At 58.8% G+C, this 17713-nt stretch carries 16 protein-coding genes; 10 read left to right on the forward strand and 6 right to left on the reverse strand.

Annotated elements, in window-relative coordinates:
* The first annotated feature begins 5 nt into the window (after positions 1-5).
* The 6 genes from Pan189_RS10460 to Pan189_RS10485 all read left to right on the forward strand — a co-directional run bounded on the left by Pan189_RS10460 (position 6) and on the right by Pan189_RS10485 (position 6123).
* On the forward strand, positions 6-1541 hold the full coding sequence (locus Pan189_RS10460) for a hypothetical protein (RefSeq protein WP_145363864.1): 1536 nt from the start codon (positions 6-8) through the stop codon (positions 1539-1541).
* A 48-nt stretch (positions 1542-1589) separates the two neighbouring features.
* Positions 1590-3083, forward strand: a complete 1494-nt coding sequence (locus Pan189_RS10465) for a sulfatase family protein (protein WP_145363865.1) — start codon at positions 1590-1592, stop codon at positions 3081-3083.
* On the forward strand, positions 3080-3394 hold the full coding sequence (locus tag Pan189_RS10470; RefSeq protein WP_145363866.1) for a hypothetical protein: 315 nt from the start codon (positions 3080-3082) through the stop codon (positions 3392-3394). The genes Pan189_RS10465 and Pan189_RS10470 overlap by 4 nt, the downstream gene beginning before the upstream one ends.
* A 270-nt stretch (positions 3395-3664) precedes the next feature.
* Positions 3665-3853, forward strand: coding sequence for a carbon storage regulator CsrA (csrA, locus tag Pan189_RS10475; protein WP_145363867.1), 189 nt, complete (start codon positions 3665-3667; stop codon positions 3851-3853).
* Between the two features lie 166 nt (positions 3854-4019).
* Positions 4020-5627, forward strand: a complete 1608-nt coding sequence (guaA, locus tag Pan189_RS10480) for a glutamine-hydrolyzing GMP synthase (protein WP_145363868.1) — start codon at positions 4020-4022, stop codon at positions 5625-5627.
* A gap of 133 nt (positions 5628-5760) precedes the next feature.
* Complete coding sequence (locus Pan189_RS10485; protein ID WP_145363869.1) at positions 5761-6123, forward strand: hypothetical protein; 363 nt, start codon at positions 5761-5763, stop codon at positions 6121-6123.
* A gap of 24 nt (positions 6124-6147) precedes the next feature.
* On the opposite strand, the gene Pan189_RS10490 is transcribed toward Pan189_RS10485, so the two are convergent.
* The 4 genes from Pan189_RS10490 to Pan189_RS10505 all read right to left on the reverse strand — a co-directional run bounded on the left by Pan189_RS10490 (position 6148) and on the right by Pan189_RS10505 (position 9763).
* Entirely contained in the window at positions 6148-7023 is an 876-nt protein-coding gene (locus Pan189_RS10490) for an endonuclease/exonuclease/phosphatase family protein (protein ID WP_145363870.1), read from the reverse strand.
* Between the two features lie 136 nt (positions 7024-7159).
* Entirely contained in the window at positions 7160-7591 is a 432-nt protein-coding gene (locus Pan189_RS10495; protein ID WP_145363871.1) for a 3-hydroxyacyl-ACP dehydratase FabZ family protein, read from the reverse strand.
* Positions 7592-7624: 33 nt separating this feature from the next.
* Complete coding sequence (locus tag Pan189_RS10500) at positions 7625-8296, reverse strand: Uma2 family endonuclease (RefSeq protein ID WP_145363872.1); 672 nt, start codon at positions 8294-8296, stop codon at positions 7625-7627.
* Positions 8297-8335: 39 nt separating this feature from the next.
* The gene (locus Pan189_RS10505) at positions 8336-9763 is read right to left on the reverse strand and encodes a phytoene desaturase family protein (RefSeq protein ID WP_145363873.1); all 1428 of its coding nucleotides are present in this window, start codon (positions 9761-9763) and stop codon (positions 8336-8338) included.
* A 221-nt stretch (positions 9764-9984) separates the two neighbouring features.
* On the opposite strand from Pan189_RS10505, the gene Pan189_RS10510 reads away from it, so the two are divergent.
* From Pan189_RS10510 to Pan189_RS10525, 4 genes are all read left to right on the forward strand, one after another.
* Positions 9985-10515 (forward strand): DUF2760 domain-containing protein, encoded by a 531-nt coding sequence (locus tag Pan189_RS10510; RefSeq protein ID WP_145363874.1) that lies wholly within the window; start codon positions 9985-9987, stop codon positions 10513-10515.
* Between the two features lie 10 nt (positions 10516-10525).
* A complete protein-coding gene (locus tag Pan189_RS10515) occupies positions 10526-12319 on the forward strand; it encodes an Hsp70 family protein (RefSeq protein ID WP_145363875.1) in 1794 nt (597 codons plus the stop codon).
* Positions 12316-15126 carry a hsp70 family protein gene (locus Pan189_RS10520; protein ID WP_145363876.1) on the forward strand — a complete coding sequence of 937 codons (2811 nt, stop codon included), beginning with the start codon at positions 12316-12318 and terminating at the stop codon, positions 15124-15126. Before Pan189_RS10515 ends, Pan189_RS10520 begins: the two co-directional genes overlap by 4 nt.
* 88 nt (positions 15127-15214) lie before the next feature.
* Entirely contained in the window at positions 15215-15700 is a 486-nt protein-coding gene (locus Pan189_RS10525) for an FxsA family protein (RefSeq protein ID WP_145363877.1), read from the forward strand.
* Positions 15701-15765: 65 nt separating this feature from the next.
* On the opposite strand, the gene Pan189_RS10530 is transcribed toward Pan189_RS10525, so the two are convergent.
* Both Pan189_RS10530 and Pan189_RS10535 read right to left on the reverse strand, forming a co-directional pair.
* Complete coding sequence (locus Pan189_RS10530; protein ID WP_145363878.1) at positions 15766-16713, reverse strand: hypothetical protein; 948 nt, start codon at positions 16711-16713, stop codon at positions 15766-15768.
* 158 nt (positions 16714-16871) lie between these two features.
* Positions 16872-17681, reverse strand: a complete 810-nt coding sequence (locus Pan189_RS10535) for a DUF72 domain-containing protein (protein WP_145363879.1) — start codon at positions 17679-17681, stop codon at positions 16872-16874.
* Positions 17682-17713: the final 32 nt, after the last annotated feature.

The following is a 17713-nucleotide window of genomic DNA, read 5'->3' on the forward strand; positions in this document are numbered from 1 at the left end:
AAATGATGAAGAGCCGGGCAGCACTAGTCGCCTGCATTGCGATGATCGGCGCGATTGATAGTCGCGCTGGTGCCGAAGATCTTGATGCGGTTACCGTTCCTTACGAGTTCAAAGCGTACGCTGTTACCGTCTCCATCAATATTGAACCTCAACTTCGTCCGTTCATTGATGACTCGCGTTTGTTGCGAGACTTGAATCAATCGCTGCTGCGGACATTCGGTGGGCATTTTAGAACAAACATAACGATCGGAGCGCCGTCCGAGATCGACGAAAGTTCAAAGTCGGCTGCCGGTGATGACCAAGAACCATCTCAGTCCGATTCAAACGAGGACTCAGACAAAATATATGAAGTCCTCGTTCGCAGTTCTCATCCGTTCGCGGAGATCGCGGTGGAGGAAATCGATGCGGCGACCGGGACAAGGGGCGGAAATATCCGGCGAACAGTCGTGCAAGAAGCCGTTGGCGAAACGATCGTCGAATTAATCGCCGCGACTTTTCGGCCGATCTTTCTCATCGAAGAAGTGAACGAGGACGGCTTCATTTTGTTGAGGCAGCGGGCCGGAACGCTGATGCCGCCCGACCCGGCCGCAATGCCGGCGGGGGTCGGCACGTTCGTGCGACCGTTCTATCGAATGACGACGCGTGATGGCGAATTGCGCGAGATTCGCGAAATTCCTTGGACCTATTTGCAATTGGCGTCGCCCTCCCGCGGCATTCGGAGTGCTTCCCCGATTTCCGCGCTCCGCCGACCGATCGGGCCGCGGCGTCGGGGGAGTGTGACTGCGGTCGCGATTCTTGTGAGACCTTCGCATCCCGAGACGACCTTTAAGATCGTCGAATCGGCTCCGTCCGAATTCGTATTTGCTGGGCGAGAGGTCAATATCGCACCGATTGCTGAGGAGACCGCAACGAGTGGCGACAAGACTGCCGAACCTAATGTTGTTGTTGCGCCAGAATCTGAGCGAGTCTTGATCACGTCCCGCCGGGGGGAAGTCATCATTCCTCAAACCTCTAAGCGACGGCCGGTCTGGGCGACGGTCCGCAGTGGATCGGCTACTTTGGCCAAGGTGCCAATTTTCCCAGGTGGTAAGCAAGTGGCCGTATTGGAACTCCCTTCAGACGAAGTCCGATTAAAATTCGAAGCGGATATTGCGGCCCTTTCTGTCGAATTGACTGACAATGTCGCCCGCCGCGCAGCCTTGTTGACGAAGGCACGACGGGCCGGCCGATCCGATCAATTTCAGCAGGCAGAGCAGTATTTGAACGATGCCGAGCGTTTGCCCGATTCAGCTCAGTTTGCCAGCAGAGCCGAAACATTGGAGGGGTTGGCGGTGCGGGCGGCGAATAAACAAAATAATCGTGTCGCCGTTGCGCGAATTCGTGCAATGACACGTCAGGTCATCGGCGTGATCGACAAATATTTGGGAGAGGATGCCGTTCGCGTTGTTCGCGAAGAAGTTTCGGAATTAAAGCAAACGGCTATCGACGTCCGGCAACCACAAACCCGTCCACCCGACACAATACGGCAAATTGAACCGTAATACGTTGCTGCGTTTTGTCGCGGAAGTGGGTGGAGATAAGGATCTTTAATGAGCGTTTGCATTCGCTTCAATTTCGTCATTATTTGTGTGGGCGCCCTACTCGGTGGGTATACCTCTTTCGCAGTTGCAGTTGATCGTCCGAACGTGGTACTGATCGTCAGCGATGATCAGCGCGTCGATACGATCGCGGCGCTGGGCAACGAGATCATCAAGACGCCACATCTTGACTCGCTCGTTCAAACCGGCACGACGTTTGAGAACGCCTACTGTCAGGGTTCGATGTATGGAGCGGTCTGCGTTTCCAGCCGGGCGATGTTGCTGTCCGGCGAGAATTTGTGGAAGGCGGATAAACATTTAACAGGACAGACCACGCTTCCCGAACACTTTCGCAACGCCGGTTATGCGACTTTTGGCTGCGGCAAATGGCACAACGGGCGAGAATCGTTCACGAGAAGTTTTAATGCCGGCGGAGCCATTTTCTTTGGTGGAATGAGTGATCACTTCGCCGTCCCGGTTCATGACTTCGATCCAGAAGACCGCTATCCCAAAAAGTCGAAGCGAATCGGAACGACACACTCGAGTGAATTATTTGCCGATGCGGCTGTGTCGTTTCTTAAAGGTCGCGAAGACGCGGAACAGCCCTTCTTTCTCTATCTGGCCTTTACAGCTCCGCATGATCCGCGGACACCTCCGGCACCTTATGACACGATGTACGATCCGGCCGACATGCCGCTGCCGCCGAATTTTTTGCCTGAGCATCCGTTTGATAACGGCGAGATGAAAATTCGGGACGAGAAGTTGGCGGAGTGGCCCCGCACGCCCGAAGTCGTCAAAGAACATCTCGCCGCGTATTACGGGATGATCTCGCACATGGATGCGCAGATCGGACGAGTCTTAAAAAAGCTCGATGAGAGCGGCGAGCGGGAGAACACATTGATCGTATTCCTTAGCGACCACGGCCTCGCAATCGGCAGCCACGGATTAATGGGGAAGCAAAACCTCTACGAGCACAGCATGAAGGCCCCGTTGATTTTTAGTGGTCCGGGTGTGGCTAAAAACCGGCGAGTCGATAATCTTTGCTACCTCCACGACGTTTTCAGCTTGGTTCTGACGCGGGCCGATGTGTCGGGCCGGTCCGTCGAGTCCCACAAGCTTGCCCGAGAAGTTTTCCCGCCGCTAAATACCAATGAAATGCAGAGGCGACTTCTGCGGTCACGGAGCGACGAAGCTGTGCCCGCATTCTTGCGCGAGTATCGCCGGGGCGTCGAACTCGCGTACAAGGATGAGCAGTTTTCCTACCGACAGGGAAAATGGAAAATCGTCGTCTATCCTGAGCAGAGGCTCGTCCAATTATTCAATTTAGAAGCCGATCCCAATGAGACGACGAACCTTGCCGGAGAGAAAGACGCACATTTTCACTTATCAAATCTCTGGAATCATTGGAATGACTCTCAGGTACTCTTTGATTCCAACTCAACGAAGAATCGCTTCAAGCTGGCACTGAATGATCTCAAACCCGCCCCGGACGGCAAACGCCCATGAGCGCTCCCATTCAAATCGTCAACGGCATCACGATGACTCCCGAGGGGGAGGTCTCGGTCGAATTGGGCCTTGAAGAAACGCTGTTCGATATTGCAGGTGCGATGGAAGCCCGAACCGAATTGCCGGTTGATCCGAATCATGTGCTGGCCGCAGTGATTCTTGCCTCCCGTGTCGGTCATGTGACGCCGCTGTACACGCTCAAGTCGGACGACCAGGAACTCATCGCGCTGCTCGACACCCATATTCGCGTTGTGTTTGACAAGTACGGCGGTCTGGTTTGCGAAGACGAGGACCTCTCGAACGAAAGCTGAGCGGCGAGGGGCCCTCCGAACGGATTCGCGGGAACCGGCCCGCAACGGTTGCGTTTGGTCCGCAAAAGGCACAGTCGTCAAGATCGCCATGATCGACAGCGATCCGCAACGTCGCGACCGAAGCATTCGGCAGAACCGCACCCCAACGTGTTGAAATGCGTCAACAGTGGGTGCTGCCAACTTGCATCGCGCAACCAGCGGGGGACAGTTAGAGCGTGAGGCAGTTCTCACGCCCAACCCACCCCCACCCCCGCATGGCAGGGAATCGCGATGCTCGTCTTAAGCCGCAAGAAGGATGAAAAAATTGTCATTGGCGACCAGATCACTTTGATGGTGATCGAGATTCGCGGTGACAAGGTCCGCCTCGGAATCGACGCGCCCAAGGACGTCAGTGTCCACCGGCAAGAGGTTTACGATGCGATCCGCAACGAACGCAACGGAACGAACGCCACGGCGTGAGCCGTCGGATGTCGCTACCGTGTTGACCTCTCTCGCGACCGAGTTTAGCCGCGTCCGGCAGGAAGTTGTTCCTGTCGAGCGCGGCTAAACTTTCGATCGCGTGATTTCGCTCCCCAGGCCCGCTATATTGTGGGGTTTTTCCCGTACCCTTGGGGAATGCCCGGCCATGTCGGAGCCTTTGAAATCGCCTGCGGGCAACGACCGATCCTACCGTGGTGGACTGATTCAGACCGAAGGCGAGCAACGCGTGCTCGTTCTCGACTTCGGATCGCAGACCGCGCAATTGATCGCCCGCCGCGTGCGTGAGCAGGACGTGTTCTGCCAGATCGTGCGCCCGGATCTTTCGGCCGACCGGATTCGCGAACTCGCTCCGAAGGGTCTGATCCTATCCGGAGGCCCGGCCAGCGTTTACGCCGAAGGGGCTCCGCAGCCCGACCCGGCGATTTTCGACCTCGACGTCCCGATCCTCGGCATCTGCTACGGCATGCAGATCGTTTGCCGGGCCATGGGAAGTGAGATCAAACCCGGCAAGTCCCGCGAATTCGGACGCACCGAAGCGACCGTCACCGACTCGTCCGATCTCTTCTTCGGTATTACCGACTCATTTACGGCATGGATGAGCCATGGCGACCAGGTCGAAGGCTTGAGCGAAAATTTTGATCCGCTCGCGGTGACCGATACGTGCCCCGCGGCGGCGGTCCGGCACAAAGAGCGACCGATCTTCGGGCTTCAGTTCCACCCGGAAGTCACGCACACGCAGTTCGGTGGGCAACTGTTGAAGAATTTCGTCCGCGATATCTGCGGGGCGAAAGGCAGTTGGAAGATCAGTTCTCTGATCGAGCAGGAAGTCGAAGCGATTCGGCAGCGCGTCGGCAGTTCGCGTGTGATCTGCGGGCTGTCGGGCGGTGTCGATTCGTCCGTCGTGGCGGCCCTGCTGGCCAAAGCGATTGGGACTCAGGTTTCGTGCATCTTTGTTGATAACGGCCTGCTGCGAAAAAACGAGCGAGACAAGGTCAGCAAGCGGTTCGGCGATCACTTCAAGACCGATCTGCACGTCGTCGATGCCCGCGATCGTTTCATGTCGGCCCTGGCCGGCGTCTCTGATCCGCAGAAGAAACGCAAGATCATCGGCCGCGAGTTCATCGAGGTCTTCAAACACGAAGCGAAGTCGATCGATGACGCCCGCTTTCTCGCGCAGGGAACACTTTATCCCGATGTGATTGAATCGGGGGCCAATCCTGACGGCCCGGCGGCAACGATCAAATCGCACCACAACGTCGGCGGCCTGCCCGAAGAACTCGGATTCGAGCTGATCGAACCGCTGCGCGAGTTATTCAAAGACGAAGTTCGGCAGATGGGGGCGGAACTGGGTTTGCCCGACGAATTAATTTGGCGGCATCCGTTCCCGGGCCCCGGATTGGCGGTTCGTTGTCTTGGCGAAGTGACCGAAGAGCGTCTGGAGGTCCTGCGAGAGGCCGATGCCCTGCTGATCGACGAGTTGTATCGCAACAATCTCTACCGCGAGATTCAGCAGGCCTTCGCCGTACTGCTCCCCGTACAATCGGTCGGCGTGATGGGTGACGGTCGAACCTACGAAAATGCCGTCGCGATACGGGCTGTGCAGTCGAGCGATTTTATGACCGCCGACTGGTATCCGATGCCGCACGATGTACTCGGTCGGATCGCCACGCGAATCATCAACAGCGTCCGCGGTGTGAACCGTGTCGTCTACGACGTCAGCAGCAAACCCCCCGCGACGATCGAGTGGGAATGAGTTCTCAGGCCGTGCTCGACGACGTTTTGCGAAGCTTCCGTAAATTCCGTGTTCCCCCCAGTTGCTTTTCGTGTCGGGATTTGACTCAATATCGATGCGATCGATTGAGCCAGTTCTCCAAGAGGGGTCAACAATGCGGAATTTTCTGTTCGGACTGATTGCGGCGGCTGCCGTCACCTTCTCAGCCGGTCCGGCTGAGGCCACATGGTGGGGCTACGGATACTATGGCTATTACGGGCCATATTATTCGAGTTACTACACACCCTACTATGCTGGCTACTACGCTCCGGCAGGCGGCTTGTACACGACGCACTACACTCCGTATCCCGTTTCGTACACGACCTACTACGGCAGTTACGGAGCTTACTACGGCGCCTCGGCGTTCACGCCGATCGCGTATCGGCCCGTCTATCCGACGTACAGTTCGTTCTACTACCCGACCTTCGGCGTCTATCCGACGACCTCGTACTACGGGTATTACGGCTACGTCTGGTAGACAGCACAATCGCTCGACGATGGTCTATTTCGGCGATGGATCGATGATCGTCGCCGAGACGGGGCGATGGTCGGACCCGATCGGCGGTCCGACCGTTCGGCTGGTCGTCACCATCCCGTGTGAAACGAGGATGTGATCGATCGGTGTCCACAGGAGGCGCTGATGATCCGGCCAAGTGCCGAGATAGCCGAAGCCCGCTCGCGAGTCTTTCACGCGGCCATCGCGAAGCAGGTCGCCGAAGAAAGGTGACCAAGGCGACGTGTTCAAGTCCCCGCAAATGATGACCCGCCCGTCCTGCTGCTTCGAAAGTGCAGCTAGGGCTGCGAGATGCCGGTTCCGTGCTCCCCAATGATCATTGCCCACTGGTGGCAGCGGATGAGTGGCGATGATCGTCCAAGTTTCGTCTTCGAGACGAATTCTCGCCACGATGGTCGGAACGTCGGAATCGGCTAGAAATAGAATCCGGCTCATCTCAAACGGCTGCGTGCTGAGCAGGGCGATCCCGAAGTTGTCGTTTCGCGAATCGACGATCTGGTAGGGATAGAAATCAAGCTCGTCCAGCACGTTCGCCCAACGAGCGTCGACCTCCAATACGGCGAGAACGTCGGGGCGCGCTGCTTCAGCCCATTTCAAAAATGAAGCGTGGTCGCGGTTATCGGTTCGGACGTTCGCTGAGGCGATCCGCAACTTCGGCCCGTCGCGAACGTCGCTTTGGCGGTTGATGGGCATCCCGCTTAACAAGATGAGGCCGTTGATCGCGACAAGAGCTCCCGCTGCAACGGCCCACCACTTCATTCGAGCGATCATGAATCCGATCGCGAACGGAATTGTTCCGAGCGTCAGTTGCAGCGGAAACGACGTGAGCGCCTCGCAAAACCAATGCAGGCGGGCAAGTAGCATCAAAAGCGTAGGCAGCGAGGCTGCGACGAACAGCCCACACGAAATCCGGCGCACGCTCTGGCCAAATTTTTGCGCCGCATCGTCCAGCGGGATTGATCAGCCTCGGCCACCGTTGATGTTCTCAACAGCTGACTCGCTACCGCGGCTTCGCGGCGGTGGAAGCGAAATCGCACCGCATCGCAAGATCGTCACCAACCATAATTTTCCCGGTCAGATAGAAGGTGTCTTTCAAGCGATCGGTAATCTCCGCGTAGATCTCGACGGTATCGCCGGGACGGACCATGCGACGAAACTTGACTTTGTTCGCCCGTGCGACGACCGGGACTTTGCCGTCTTCGACCGGCTGAATCGGAGCAATCAACACCGCCGAGGCCTGAAAGCACATCTCGCACTGGATCACGCCGGGCAAGACGGGGAAGTCGGGATAGTGTCCTTGAAATACCCAAATGGATGGGTCGAGGTGCTTCCGCGCATGAATCTTCTGCTCATCCACCTCGACGACTTCGTCGAGCCAGAGAAACGGATCGCGATGGGGGATCAGGTCTTGAATTTGGGCTTTATTGAGCATGCGCTGGCTTTGTTGACTATTAATTGCTGTTTGTCAGGTTTTCGAATCTGCTCCAAGACTGTTATTTCGCAACCAGTCGCGGAACTCGCGCATTAACGTCGTGTCGTCAGTTTCGAGGGACCGCTTCAGAAATTGCTTAAGATCAGCCGGCCTGAACCCGTGGAAAATTTTGCTGGTGTCCGCATCAATAAAAACGTCATGTTCGATGACTTGGCAATGGATTTCTCCATCCCGAAATCGCCAAAGCTCTCCCACTCCAAGAGCTTCGTAGATTGATTCGCGACCGAGCCGGGGAGGCGAAACATCGACTTCGATCGCAAGATCGGGTGGGGGATCGGCGTCGAGATCAAGAACCTTCTTCCCACGCGTCGCCGACTCGTTCGTAATGTAATAACAGTGGTCCGGCTCTAAACCCTTCTGCAAATCAGATCGCTTGCATGTCATATCGTCGCAGCACCGTCGGGGCAGCCGGTATTCGTCAGTAAGTACGATCACGAATTGGTTGAACAAGCCGCAGAGCCAGCCGTGATATGAGCCGATCGTCATGAAGCTCAGTCTCCCTCGATCATACGTGAGCCGCACGTGTCGACCGGTCATCATGCGATCGAAATGCTCATAGTCCTCCCAAGAAATATCGTGGAGGACGGTGTAGACCGCTTCTTTTGCGCGACTATATTTTTGCGGCACTTCGAGAACTGAAGACATTAAAGTGTCCCCCAACCATAGTTGTCCGGAAGAGCTATGTTACACAGTCGCAGGCGCCGGCGTCAGATATTGATCCACCTTGTTCGATACGATCACGCCGTAGTTCACTGCGCCGAGCCAGCCTGACATGATGATACCCACGCTGCCGGCATGGTAGAGGCCGGCGATCTGTTCGGGGAGCGTTTCGCTGACCTTGAGACCTTCGAACTTGGTGCCGAAGCTTGCGCCGGCGAGGTGGCGGGTGTAGTGCTGAAACGTACGCGGCGTCGACGCTTCAATGTGATCGAGCTTGCTGCGGATGTCGGGTACATATTGCTCCAAGCAGTCGAGCGTCGAGTCGCAAAGCTGTTTCTTAGATGCCTCGTATTCTTCCTCGGAGAGGTACGCCCAGTCGTCATAGTTCGCGTTTGTGGATGAGACGACCAGCCAGCGGTCGGAGCCGGGGCGAGTTTCGGGATAGTAGAAGCTGAAGGTGCGGCTGCTGACGTCTCGGCTGAGCATCGCGTTGGCGTCGAAGCCTTCATGCTCCGAATGGAACAGAAGGTCGCCGACGTTGTCGAAACCTTCGCCCGGCTTAAGTGCGATGTAAACCTGGCAACTGCTGTTGTTGAGCCGGACGGCTTTGGTGTCTTCGACGTAGCTCGGGTCGAAGTGGTCCTCGCCGACGAGTTTCAGAATCGTCGACTTGATGTTCGCGTTCGAAACGATCGCCTTGCACCCGATGCGGCGGCCGTTGACATGGACGGCGGAGACTCGGCGGTCGGGGGTGACTTCGATCTTTTCGACGAGCGTGCGAATGCGGATGTCGACGCCGTTTCGCTCCATCTCCGCCTTCATCTGCTTCACCAGATGATCGGTGCCCCCTTGGAACGTGAAGACCCCCTTGTGCATGAAATTCGAGAAGACGATTCCGTAGGTGATGGCGGGATCGTCAAGCGTTGAGCCGTTGGCGTAGGTGATCGGCTCCATCAGCATTCGCACGACGTCGCTGCGACCGGGGAAGAACCGCTCGAACAATTCGCGCGTCGTGGTCGTCTGGTCGTCGTAGTAGTTCATCGACCGGGCATGGTCGAAGAACGCCTGCACGACCTCCGGCTCGATCCCGAATTTCTCGATGATGTGCTTCGTGAAGTCCTGCCGGTCGAAAGTCGTTCGCAGCGAGAACTGCGGATTCTCGAAGCGGATGCCTTTGAGCTGCACGATCGAGTCGGCGATCTCCTGCGTCCAATACTTGCGACACGACTTTTTCATCCCGATGGGAAAGCCGTGCAGCGAGATATCGAAGATGTGCCCGCCGGAGCGTTTGAACCAGGTCGCCATCCCGCCGAGTTGGTAATGGTGTTCGAGCAGCAGGACGGAAAATCCCTGCCGGGCGAGAATGTTGGCGCTGGTCAGGCCAGCGAGTCCGGAGCCGATTACGACGACGTCGTACTCGTCGCGGGCACCTTTCAGGAAATCTTTGGGCATCGGATTTGGAGGTCGCTCGAATGAGCCGAGGAGGGCTGTGGATCGCTGCAAGGATTCTGTGGAGAAGAATGTAACCCGGCGAGCGGGCAAAGCAAAATCCAGTGACGGCACGATCGAGGGAGATCAACAGACACTCGGTGCCGTTTCAACGGCGAAACTGCTAATCTCCGCGACTTCAAAGTGCCGTTTAGCAGCGATTCAGGTCGAGAGGACGGGAGCGAATGGGTTTCATTGAGCGGTTCGGGCTGGGCTGGAAAGCCCTCATTGCGGCATGTTCCGATGAAGAGACGGCCGATCAGATCGGTGACGTTTTAGTCGGGAAAACTCCCAAACTGCCCGAGCCGCAGGGGGCTCCGACGCCGCTGAAGCCGGTCAGGAGCGAGGCGATCACGCTGCTCGCGACGCTCCAATCAGAGGCGCGGCTGCTCGACTTCCTGATGGAAGATATCGGCCCGTACGAAGATGCGCAAATCGGGGCGGCCGTTCGCGACGTGCATCGCGATACGCGAAAAGTCCTCGATCGGATGCTTTCTGTATCGCCCGTCGTCGATCAGGAGGACGGAACCGAGGTGCCACTCGGAGAATCGTACGATCCTGCAACGATGCGACTTGTCGGAAACGTCACGGGCGAGACTCCTCCATCCGGTCGGCTGACCCATCACGGCTGGGCTGCCTCGAAAGTTGAAATTCCCAAATGGTCGGGTGATGAAGCGGCGGCGAAAATTATCGCGCCGGCCGAAGTTGAAGTGTGAGTCGAGAACAATGTCCAAAAATTACTGCGTCGGGATCGATCTCGGCACGACGAATAACGTGTTAGCGTTTGCGGCTACCAGCGAAGACGACGCGTCCGTGGAACTACTCGGCATCCCGCAACTAGTCTCACCGGGGACGGTCGAGACGCGATCGTCACTGCCGTCGTTCCATTACGCCCCCGCGGAGTCAGAACAGACCTCCGGAGCATTCGATCTCCCATGGGCGAGCGACAATGACTTCGTCGTCGGCGAGTACGCCCGTCGTCGATCGGCGGAGGCTCCGGATCGTGTCGTGAGCGCGGCGAAGTCGTGGTTGTGTCACGGGAAGGTCGATCGACATGCCGACATCCTTCCGTGGCAGGCTCCGAAAGATGTCGCAAAGGTTTCGCCGGTTGAAGTCTCACGGCGATTTATCGCGCATCTCGTCGGGGCATGGGAAGCCAATTTCCCTGACGCGCCGCTCGCTGAGCAGCACGTCGCGCTCACGGTACCCGCTTCATTCGACGCTGCAGCTCGCGAATTGACACGCGAGGCCGCGTTGGCGGCGGGACTGCCGAATGATCTGATTCTGCTCGAAGAACCGCAGGCGGCGATCTATGCGTGGCTGCATCAGGCGGGCGATTCGTGGCGTAAACAAGCGAACGCCGGCGATCGCATCCTCGTCTGCGATGTCGGGGGAGGAACGACCGACCTGACGCTCGTCAGCGTGGAAGATGAAGCGGGCGACCTGACGCTCAAACGGATTGCGGTCGGCGATCACCTGTTGGTCGGCGGCGACAACATGGACCTCGCTCTTGCGCATCGGGCATCGCAGTTGTTTGCCGACAAGGGCGTCAAGCTCGACCCGTGGCAGTCGGTCTCGCTGTGGCACGCCTGCCGCGGGGCGAAGGAGCAACTGCTGACGGCCGACGCCCCGGATTCGCATTCAGTCTCCGTTTTGGGCCGGGGAAGCAAACTGATCGGCGGAACGGTGACGGTCGACCTGCCGCGAACGGCAACAGAAGAAACGCTGCTGGACGGCTTCTTTCCAGACTGCGAGATCGACAATGCTCCTCAAAGACAGCGGACCTCGGGTTTTCAGGAGATCGGTCTGCCGTACGAGTCGGACCCGGCGATCACCAAGCACATCGCTGCGTTTCTCACGCGGCACGGTGAGGACGAACCGGTTTGTCCCTCTCGCGTTTTGGTGAACGGTGGCGTGTTCAAGTCGGCGAAGATTGCCGCGCGACTGCTCAGCGTGATCGACTCGTGGTTCGGCGAAGACGTCTCCTATCTGCAGAGCGATCCTGACCTCGATCACGCCGTCGCCAAGGGAGCGGCTTTCTACGCTCAGAGTAAGCAGCAAGGCGGGATTCGAATTCGCGGCGGCACCGCCCGGTCCTACTACGTGGGCATCGAGTCCTCAGGCTTGGCGATTCCGGGATTGCCGCGACCGTTGCGAGCCTTGTGCGTCGTTCCATTCGGCATGGAAGAAGGCTCGTCAGTCGAAGTGCCTTCAACCGAGGTCGGCGTGGTCGTGGGCGAGCCGGCGCAATTCCGATTTTTTAGCTCTCCGTCCCGAAAGCAGGATGCGCCGGGTGATCTATTGCCCGGCGTGGACGACGAGGAACTTGCCGAGACCGACCCGCTCGAGACGACGCTCGAACAGTCGGACGATTCGGAGGAAACGTTCGTGCCGGTTTCCTTCGAAGCAAACGTGACCGAACTCGGAATGCTGGAATTGTGGTGCCGACACGCTGAGAGTGACCGACGATGGAAGCTCGAGTTTAGCGTCAGGGACGATGTTGCGGAGGAATCGCAGTGAGTTCGGTCACGGAGCCGCCGGAAGCACGCTACCTCGTCGGCATCGATCTCGGAACGACGAACTGCGCCGTCGCTTTCATTGATTTGGAGGATACGACGCGGACGGTCACACCTTTCGCAGTGCCGCAGCTCACGTCGCCCGGTCAGGTCGAACAGCGCGATACGCTGCCGTCGTTCCACTACGAGCCCGCAACGAACGAGTTCGCGCCAGATCAACTAAAGCTTCCGTGGACGAGCGAGGAGGCGCCGCAATTCGTCGGCGCGTTCGCCCGCGATCACGGCGCCCGCGTGCCGGGGCGGCAGGTGCAGTCGGCAAAGTCCTGGCTATGTCACGCCGGGATCGACCGAACCGCGGCCGTGCTGCCTTGGCATGCGGCTTCTGACGTCGAACGCATTTCTCCCGTTGCGGCTTCGGCACGCTATCTGGAGCACATCCGGCTCGCGTGGGATGACGCCTATGCGGAGCATCCACTGGCCGAGCAGGACATCGTGCTGACGATCCCGGCTTCGTTCGACGAAGTCGCAAGAGAGCTGACGGTGCGGGCCGCGCGGGAGGCGGGGCTGCCGAAGCTGGTGCTGATCGAAGAGCCGCAAGCCGCCTTCTACGCGTGGATCAATCGCCGCCGGGACGACTGGCCGACACAGGTCGATGCTGGGCAGACGATACTCGTCTGTGACATCGGCGGCGGCACAACCGACTTCAGCCTGATCCGCGTCCGCGCTAACGACAACGGCACTGTCGGATTCGATCGCATCGCGGTCGGCGAACACCTCGTTCTGGGGGGCGACAACGTCGACTTGGCCGTCGCCAAGTTACTGGAAGAGTCGGCGAATGTGCCCGGAGGTTTGCAGCCGGCTCAATGGGAGACACTGGCAAGGCTCGCGCGGCGAATCAAGGAGGATCTTCTCGCCGAAGACGCCCCTGAAACGGTCACGGTCTCGGTCTCCGGCGGTGGTTCGAAACTGATTGGCTCGGCACTGCAAATCGAGGCACGGCGGGACGTGATTCGAGAAGCTGTGATTGATGGTTTTCTGCCGAAGTCAGCCCTCAAAGAACGCCCCCTCCGCCGGGCGAGTGGCTTTCAAGAATTCGGCCTGCCCTATGCCGCCGACGCTGCGATCACAAAACAACTCGCTGCCTTTCTCACTGATCATCGTGAGGTCGTCGCGAAGTTCGGAGCGAGGGACGACGCGGCCGATCCGGCGCGGCCCGATGTCGTGCTCTTCAACGGGGGCTTTTTCGAGTCGCCCCTGCTCAAAGAGCGTCTCTTGGAGACGCTGAGCGAATGGTTTGACCCGACCCATCAATGGCGGCCGAAGGTGCTCGCTCATGACCGGCTCGACCTCGCCGTCGCCCGCGGTGCGGCGTACTACGGTCTCGTCCGCCGCGGTGAAGGGGTTCGCATCGATGCGGGACTCGCGCGGAGCTATTACATCGCAATCAGTTCGGCCGACGGCTCGAAGCCACAAGCAGTTTGCCTCGCACCCGCGGGAACAAAGGAGGGCAGCGAGATCGAGCTCGCGCAACAGTTTGAAGTACTCGTCTCGCAGCCGGTCGAATTCCCAATCTTCGTTTCCAGCACGCGTAGTACGGACGACGCCGGTGACGTGGTCGGCGTCGACCCGTTAGAGATGCGTCCCCTCGCGCCGATCCGCACGGTGCTTCGCTCGCGCGGGAAGTCGTCCGACGAGGCCGTGGCGGTACATGTTGTTACGCGACTCACCGAGATCGGGACGCTCGACCTGCAATGCCGGGAGGTCGACGGTAACCGACGCTGGAAAATCCAGTTCGATGTCCGGGCCGCAACGCGAACCGAAGTCGACGTGACTGAATCAACCGGCGAAACAGCCGGCATTCTCGATGAGGAAGTCGAACGGCAGGCGGCGGAATTGATCGAGCAGACATTCGGGCCGGAGAAATCACTCAAGCCGCGTGATCTGCCGAGGCGGCTGAGTGAAGTCATCGGCGAAGACCGAGATAACTGGCCGGCGCCGTTGTTGCGATCGATGTGGGAAACACTATTCGAGCACCGCGAGGGCCGACGGTTCGGTCCCGCCCATGAGGCTCGCTGGTTGAATATGACCGGCTTCGCGATGCGTCCCGGCTACGGCGTCGCTCTCGATGACTGGCGAGTGTCGGAGACTTGGAAGGGACTTAAGAATCAACTCGTGCACGCCGATCCCAGGTGCCTGTCGGAGTGGCGTGTCTTCTGGCGACGGCTCTCCGGCGGCTTGGAAGCGGGGCAGCAACGCGCGCTTGCCGATCCGTTACTCAGCGTATTGGCGGCGAAGCCATCGCGGCAGCAGCGGGGCGCGATCGCTCCCGCGGCTGATCCGGAGACATGGCGGATGCTCAGTAGCTTGGAGCGACTGCCGGTTCAAATGAAGCGTCGGATCGCAGACCTCGCTGTCGTTCGGCTCAACACCGGCGACGCTGCAGGGATTGAAGACGCCCTCATCTGGTCGCTCGGTCGACTCGCCGCACGCGTCCCGCTGTACGGTCCGCAGAATGAGGTCGTGGGCCGCTCCGATTGCGAGCGGTTGATCGAACAGCTACTCGTCCACAAGAGTGACAGCCGAATGCTCGAATCGGCTCTCGTGCAAATGTCCCGCCGCAGCGGCGATCGTTTCCGCGACGTGGGCGAAAAGGTTCGCGACCGCGTGCTCGGGCACCTCACTCGGATGGGGGCATCGGACCGAGCGCTTCAGCTTGTGGAAGAAGGCGGTTCTTTCGGAGAGGCCGAACGGGCGGCGGCGTTCGGAGATGCGTTACCATCAGGGCTGCGGCTCATCGGGGCGGGCGAGTGAACCATTCGCTCGTTGATTCCGTTCGGGCGTGAGCCTATGAATTCGCCGTGTCGCGGTACGTCCAACCAACCCGTTGAGGCGGGAGAGCATGTTCCTTTATCTATTCCTATTGTTCACGCTGGTTCCAATTCTGGAACTTGCCCTCCTTATTCAGGTGGGAACATATATCGGTCCGCTTCCTACGGTCTTGATCGTTCTCATCACCGGAATCGCCGGTGCGGCGCTGGCCAAGCGGGAAGGATTGAAGACGTGGGCCCGCTTCCAACAGGAAATGGGATCCGGCAAGCCCCCGGCGGGACCGCTCGCTGACGGGGCGATGATCCTTGTGGCGGCTGCGCTGCTCGTGACGCCGGGCGTCATGACCGATGTCGTCGGGTTTTCATTGCTCATCCCTCCGGTGCGGACGCTCCTGCGGAAGCTCTTTATCCATCGCCTGATGAAGTCGATGCAGGTGCATGTCACGAGCGTCAACAATGGGCAGGTTCACGAATGGTCGAACCGGCAAGCACCGAGAGACCCCGATATCATCGACGCGGAATTCGAGCGAATTCCGGACGAGCGAATTGAACGCTGAGCGCGATAAAAAAGCCCACGGGTTGCAACCCGTGGGCTTCAAAGCGATTCGTGATCGCTTAGCGTCTAATAAGCCCGGAAGACCATCGGGTCGTCGATGACGAACGGGGTCGACCAAGTACGGCCGTCATTGCGGCTCGTAATGTTGAAGAACAGCGTCGACATCGATTCGGCTTCGTAACCGTACGGCGTTGTCGAGGCGATCTTGTCCTGCGGGCGGAGGTTTTCAACACCTTCGCGGGCGTAGTAGTGGACGCGGCCGTCCGGCGACACACTCATTCCGACCGTCCACCAGCCGCTCTTGTGGATCTGCGGTCCGGGGAAGTCGCCGCCATTGTCAGCCCCGCGGATGACGAAGTTGACCTTCGGTTCCGAGTGGCCACGATCGGTTCCAAAGTACTGGATGAACATTCCCGGCCAGTAAGACTCGCGAGTCTTAACGGTCCGCTTGAAGATCCACTTGCCCTTCTTTTCTTCAACCGTCGTGCTCAGTGCGAGACGGATGCCGAAGTGGCTGCTCGTCCGCTTTTCGAACTCTTCGAACGGCGGAATCCAGAGGCGAACAACGACGTTCGGCCCGGCCGAGGCGGGGATCGAGCCGGCCTTATTCGCCACTCGGTAGATCAGGTCGTCCTGCTGAGGTTCGCCGCCGATCCGCTCAGGAATCCCCGAATTGAGCGTGCGAATCATGAGCGCGCCCTTCGAGCCGGCGATGCCGTTCGGCGGGGTCTCGACCCGGGCGACATAATCCGGAGTGCCGCGCTTGCCGCTTTCGGCCCACATGCCGTTTGTCGAGTAGGCGAGCGGGCCGCGCATGCGGTTGTCCTGCTCGTGGCTGCTTTTGGGAAGATTGTATTTGTATTCCCACTCTTCGTCTTCGAAGTCATCAAAGATTCGGTCAAGCCGTCGCCCGGAGCCGGGGACAATTTGAGCATATGCCGGGAGCGTACACCCGACCATGACGGCCGTCATAACGGCGGCCCGAACTAATTGACTGATGGAAGGACGGAACATGTCCTTGTTCCCCGCTGAATCGATCTCGATGGAAGGCGCGACCGGACCGCCGAACGCGCACTGACGTCATCTTCCACATCGTCCGAACGGGAACCGCATCACATGGAAAACCGGTGTTGCCGGTAGAGACGCCGCAACCGGCAATCTTTTGCCATCTATCACATGTCAAACAGTTTGCCCTGTTTGACAACCGTCTCGGGCGGGCGGTGCTGCGGCAACTCGACTCCGGCGATATCGGCGAAACGACGCAACGTCGCGGGGGCATGGCCGGCCAAGTCATTATTGATGAAAACCCAGGCCGTCTCGCTTTGGCCTAACGTGGCGGTCGCGAGTCGAGCATGCCACTGCCGCAACAATGGCGTCGGGTCGAACAGTTCATGATCGTCTGACTGAAAGCGGCCATGCCGACCAAGCAGCCGGGCGTAAACGAAGTCGGCAGTCGGGGTCGCATCTTTCGATTCGGGATGGCGCTCCAGCTCCGCTGCAACACGGGCAACGCGGTGCGAGCTTAGTAGTTGATCGACTTCGCTGCAGAACCATGTTGCGTTTCGGAACTCAATGGCAAATCGAATGTCGGTCGGCAGGGAGCCCAAAAGGACTTCGAGGGCAGCGAACTGATTAATTCCGCAATCCGGAGGCAGTTGGAACAGCACGATTCCCAGCTTGTGCTCAAAGCTTCGCAGCGGCTCAAGAAACAGTTCGGTCGACCGCCGCGCTTCCGAAAGAGGAGCGTCATGCGTGATGCCCCGCCATGCCTTCACACAGAATCGGAAGCTGTCCGGCACCTGCTCCGACCAACGCCGAACACGGACTTCATCAGGCGCACGATGAAATGTGTTGTTCATCTCTATCGTGTCGAACTGCGTCGCGTAGTGCCCGAGCCACTTCGACTTCGGCAGCGCCGGCGGAAAGAACGGCCCCCGCCAACCTTCGTTGTAATAGCCGGTCGTCCCGAGTCGCCAATGCATTCGACGCTGACGCCGATATCGTTGGAGTGAAG

It is taken from the genome of Stratiformator vulcanicus (assembly GCF_007744515.1).
Lineage (GTDB): Bacteria > Planctomycetota > Planctomycetia > Planctomycetales > Planctomycetaceae > Stratiformator > Stratiformator vulcanicus.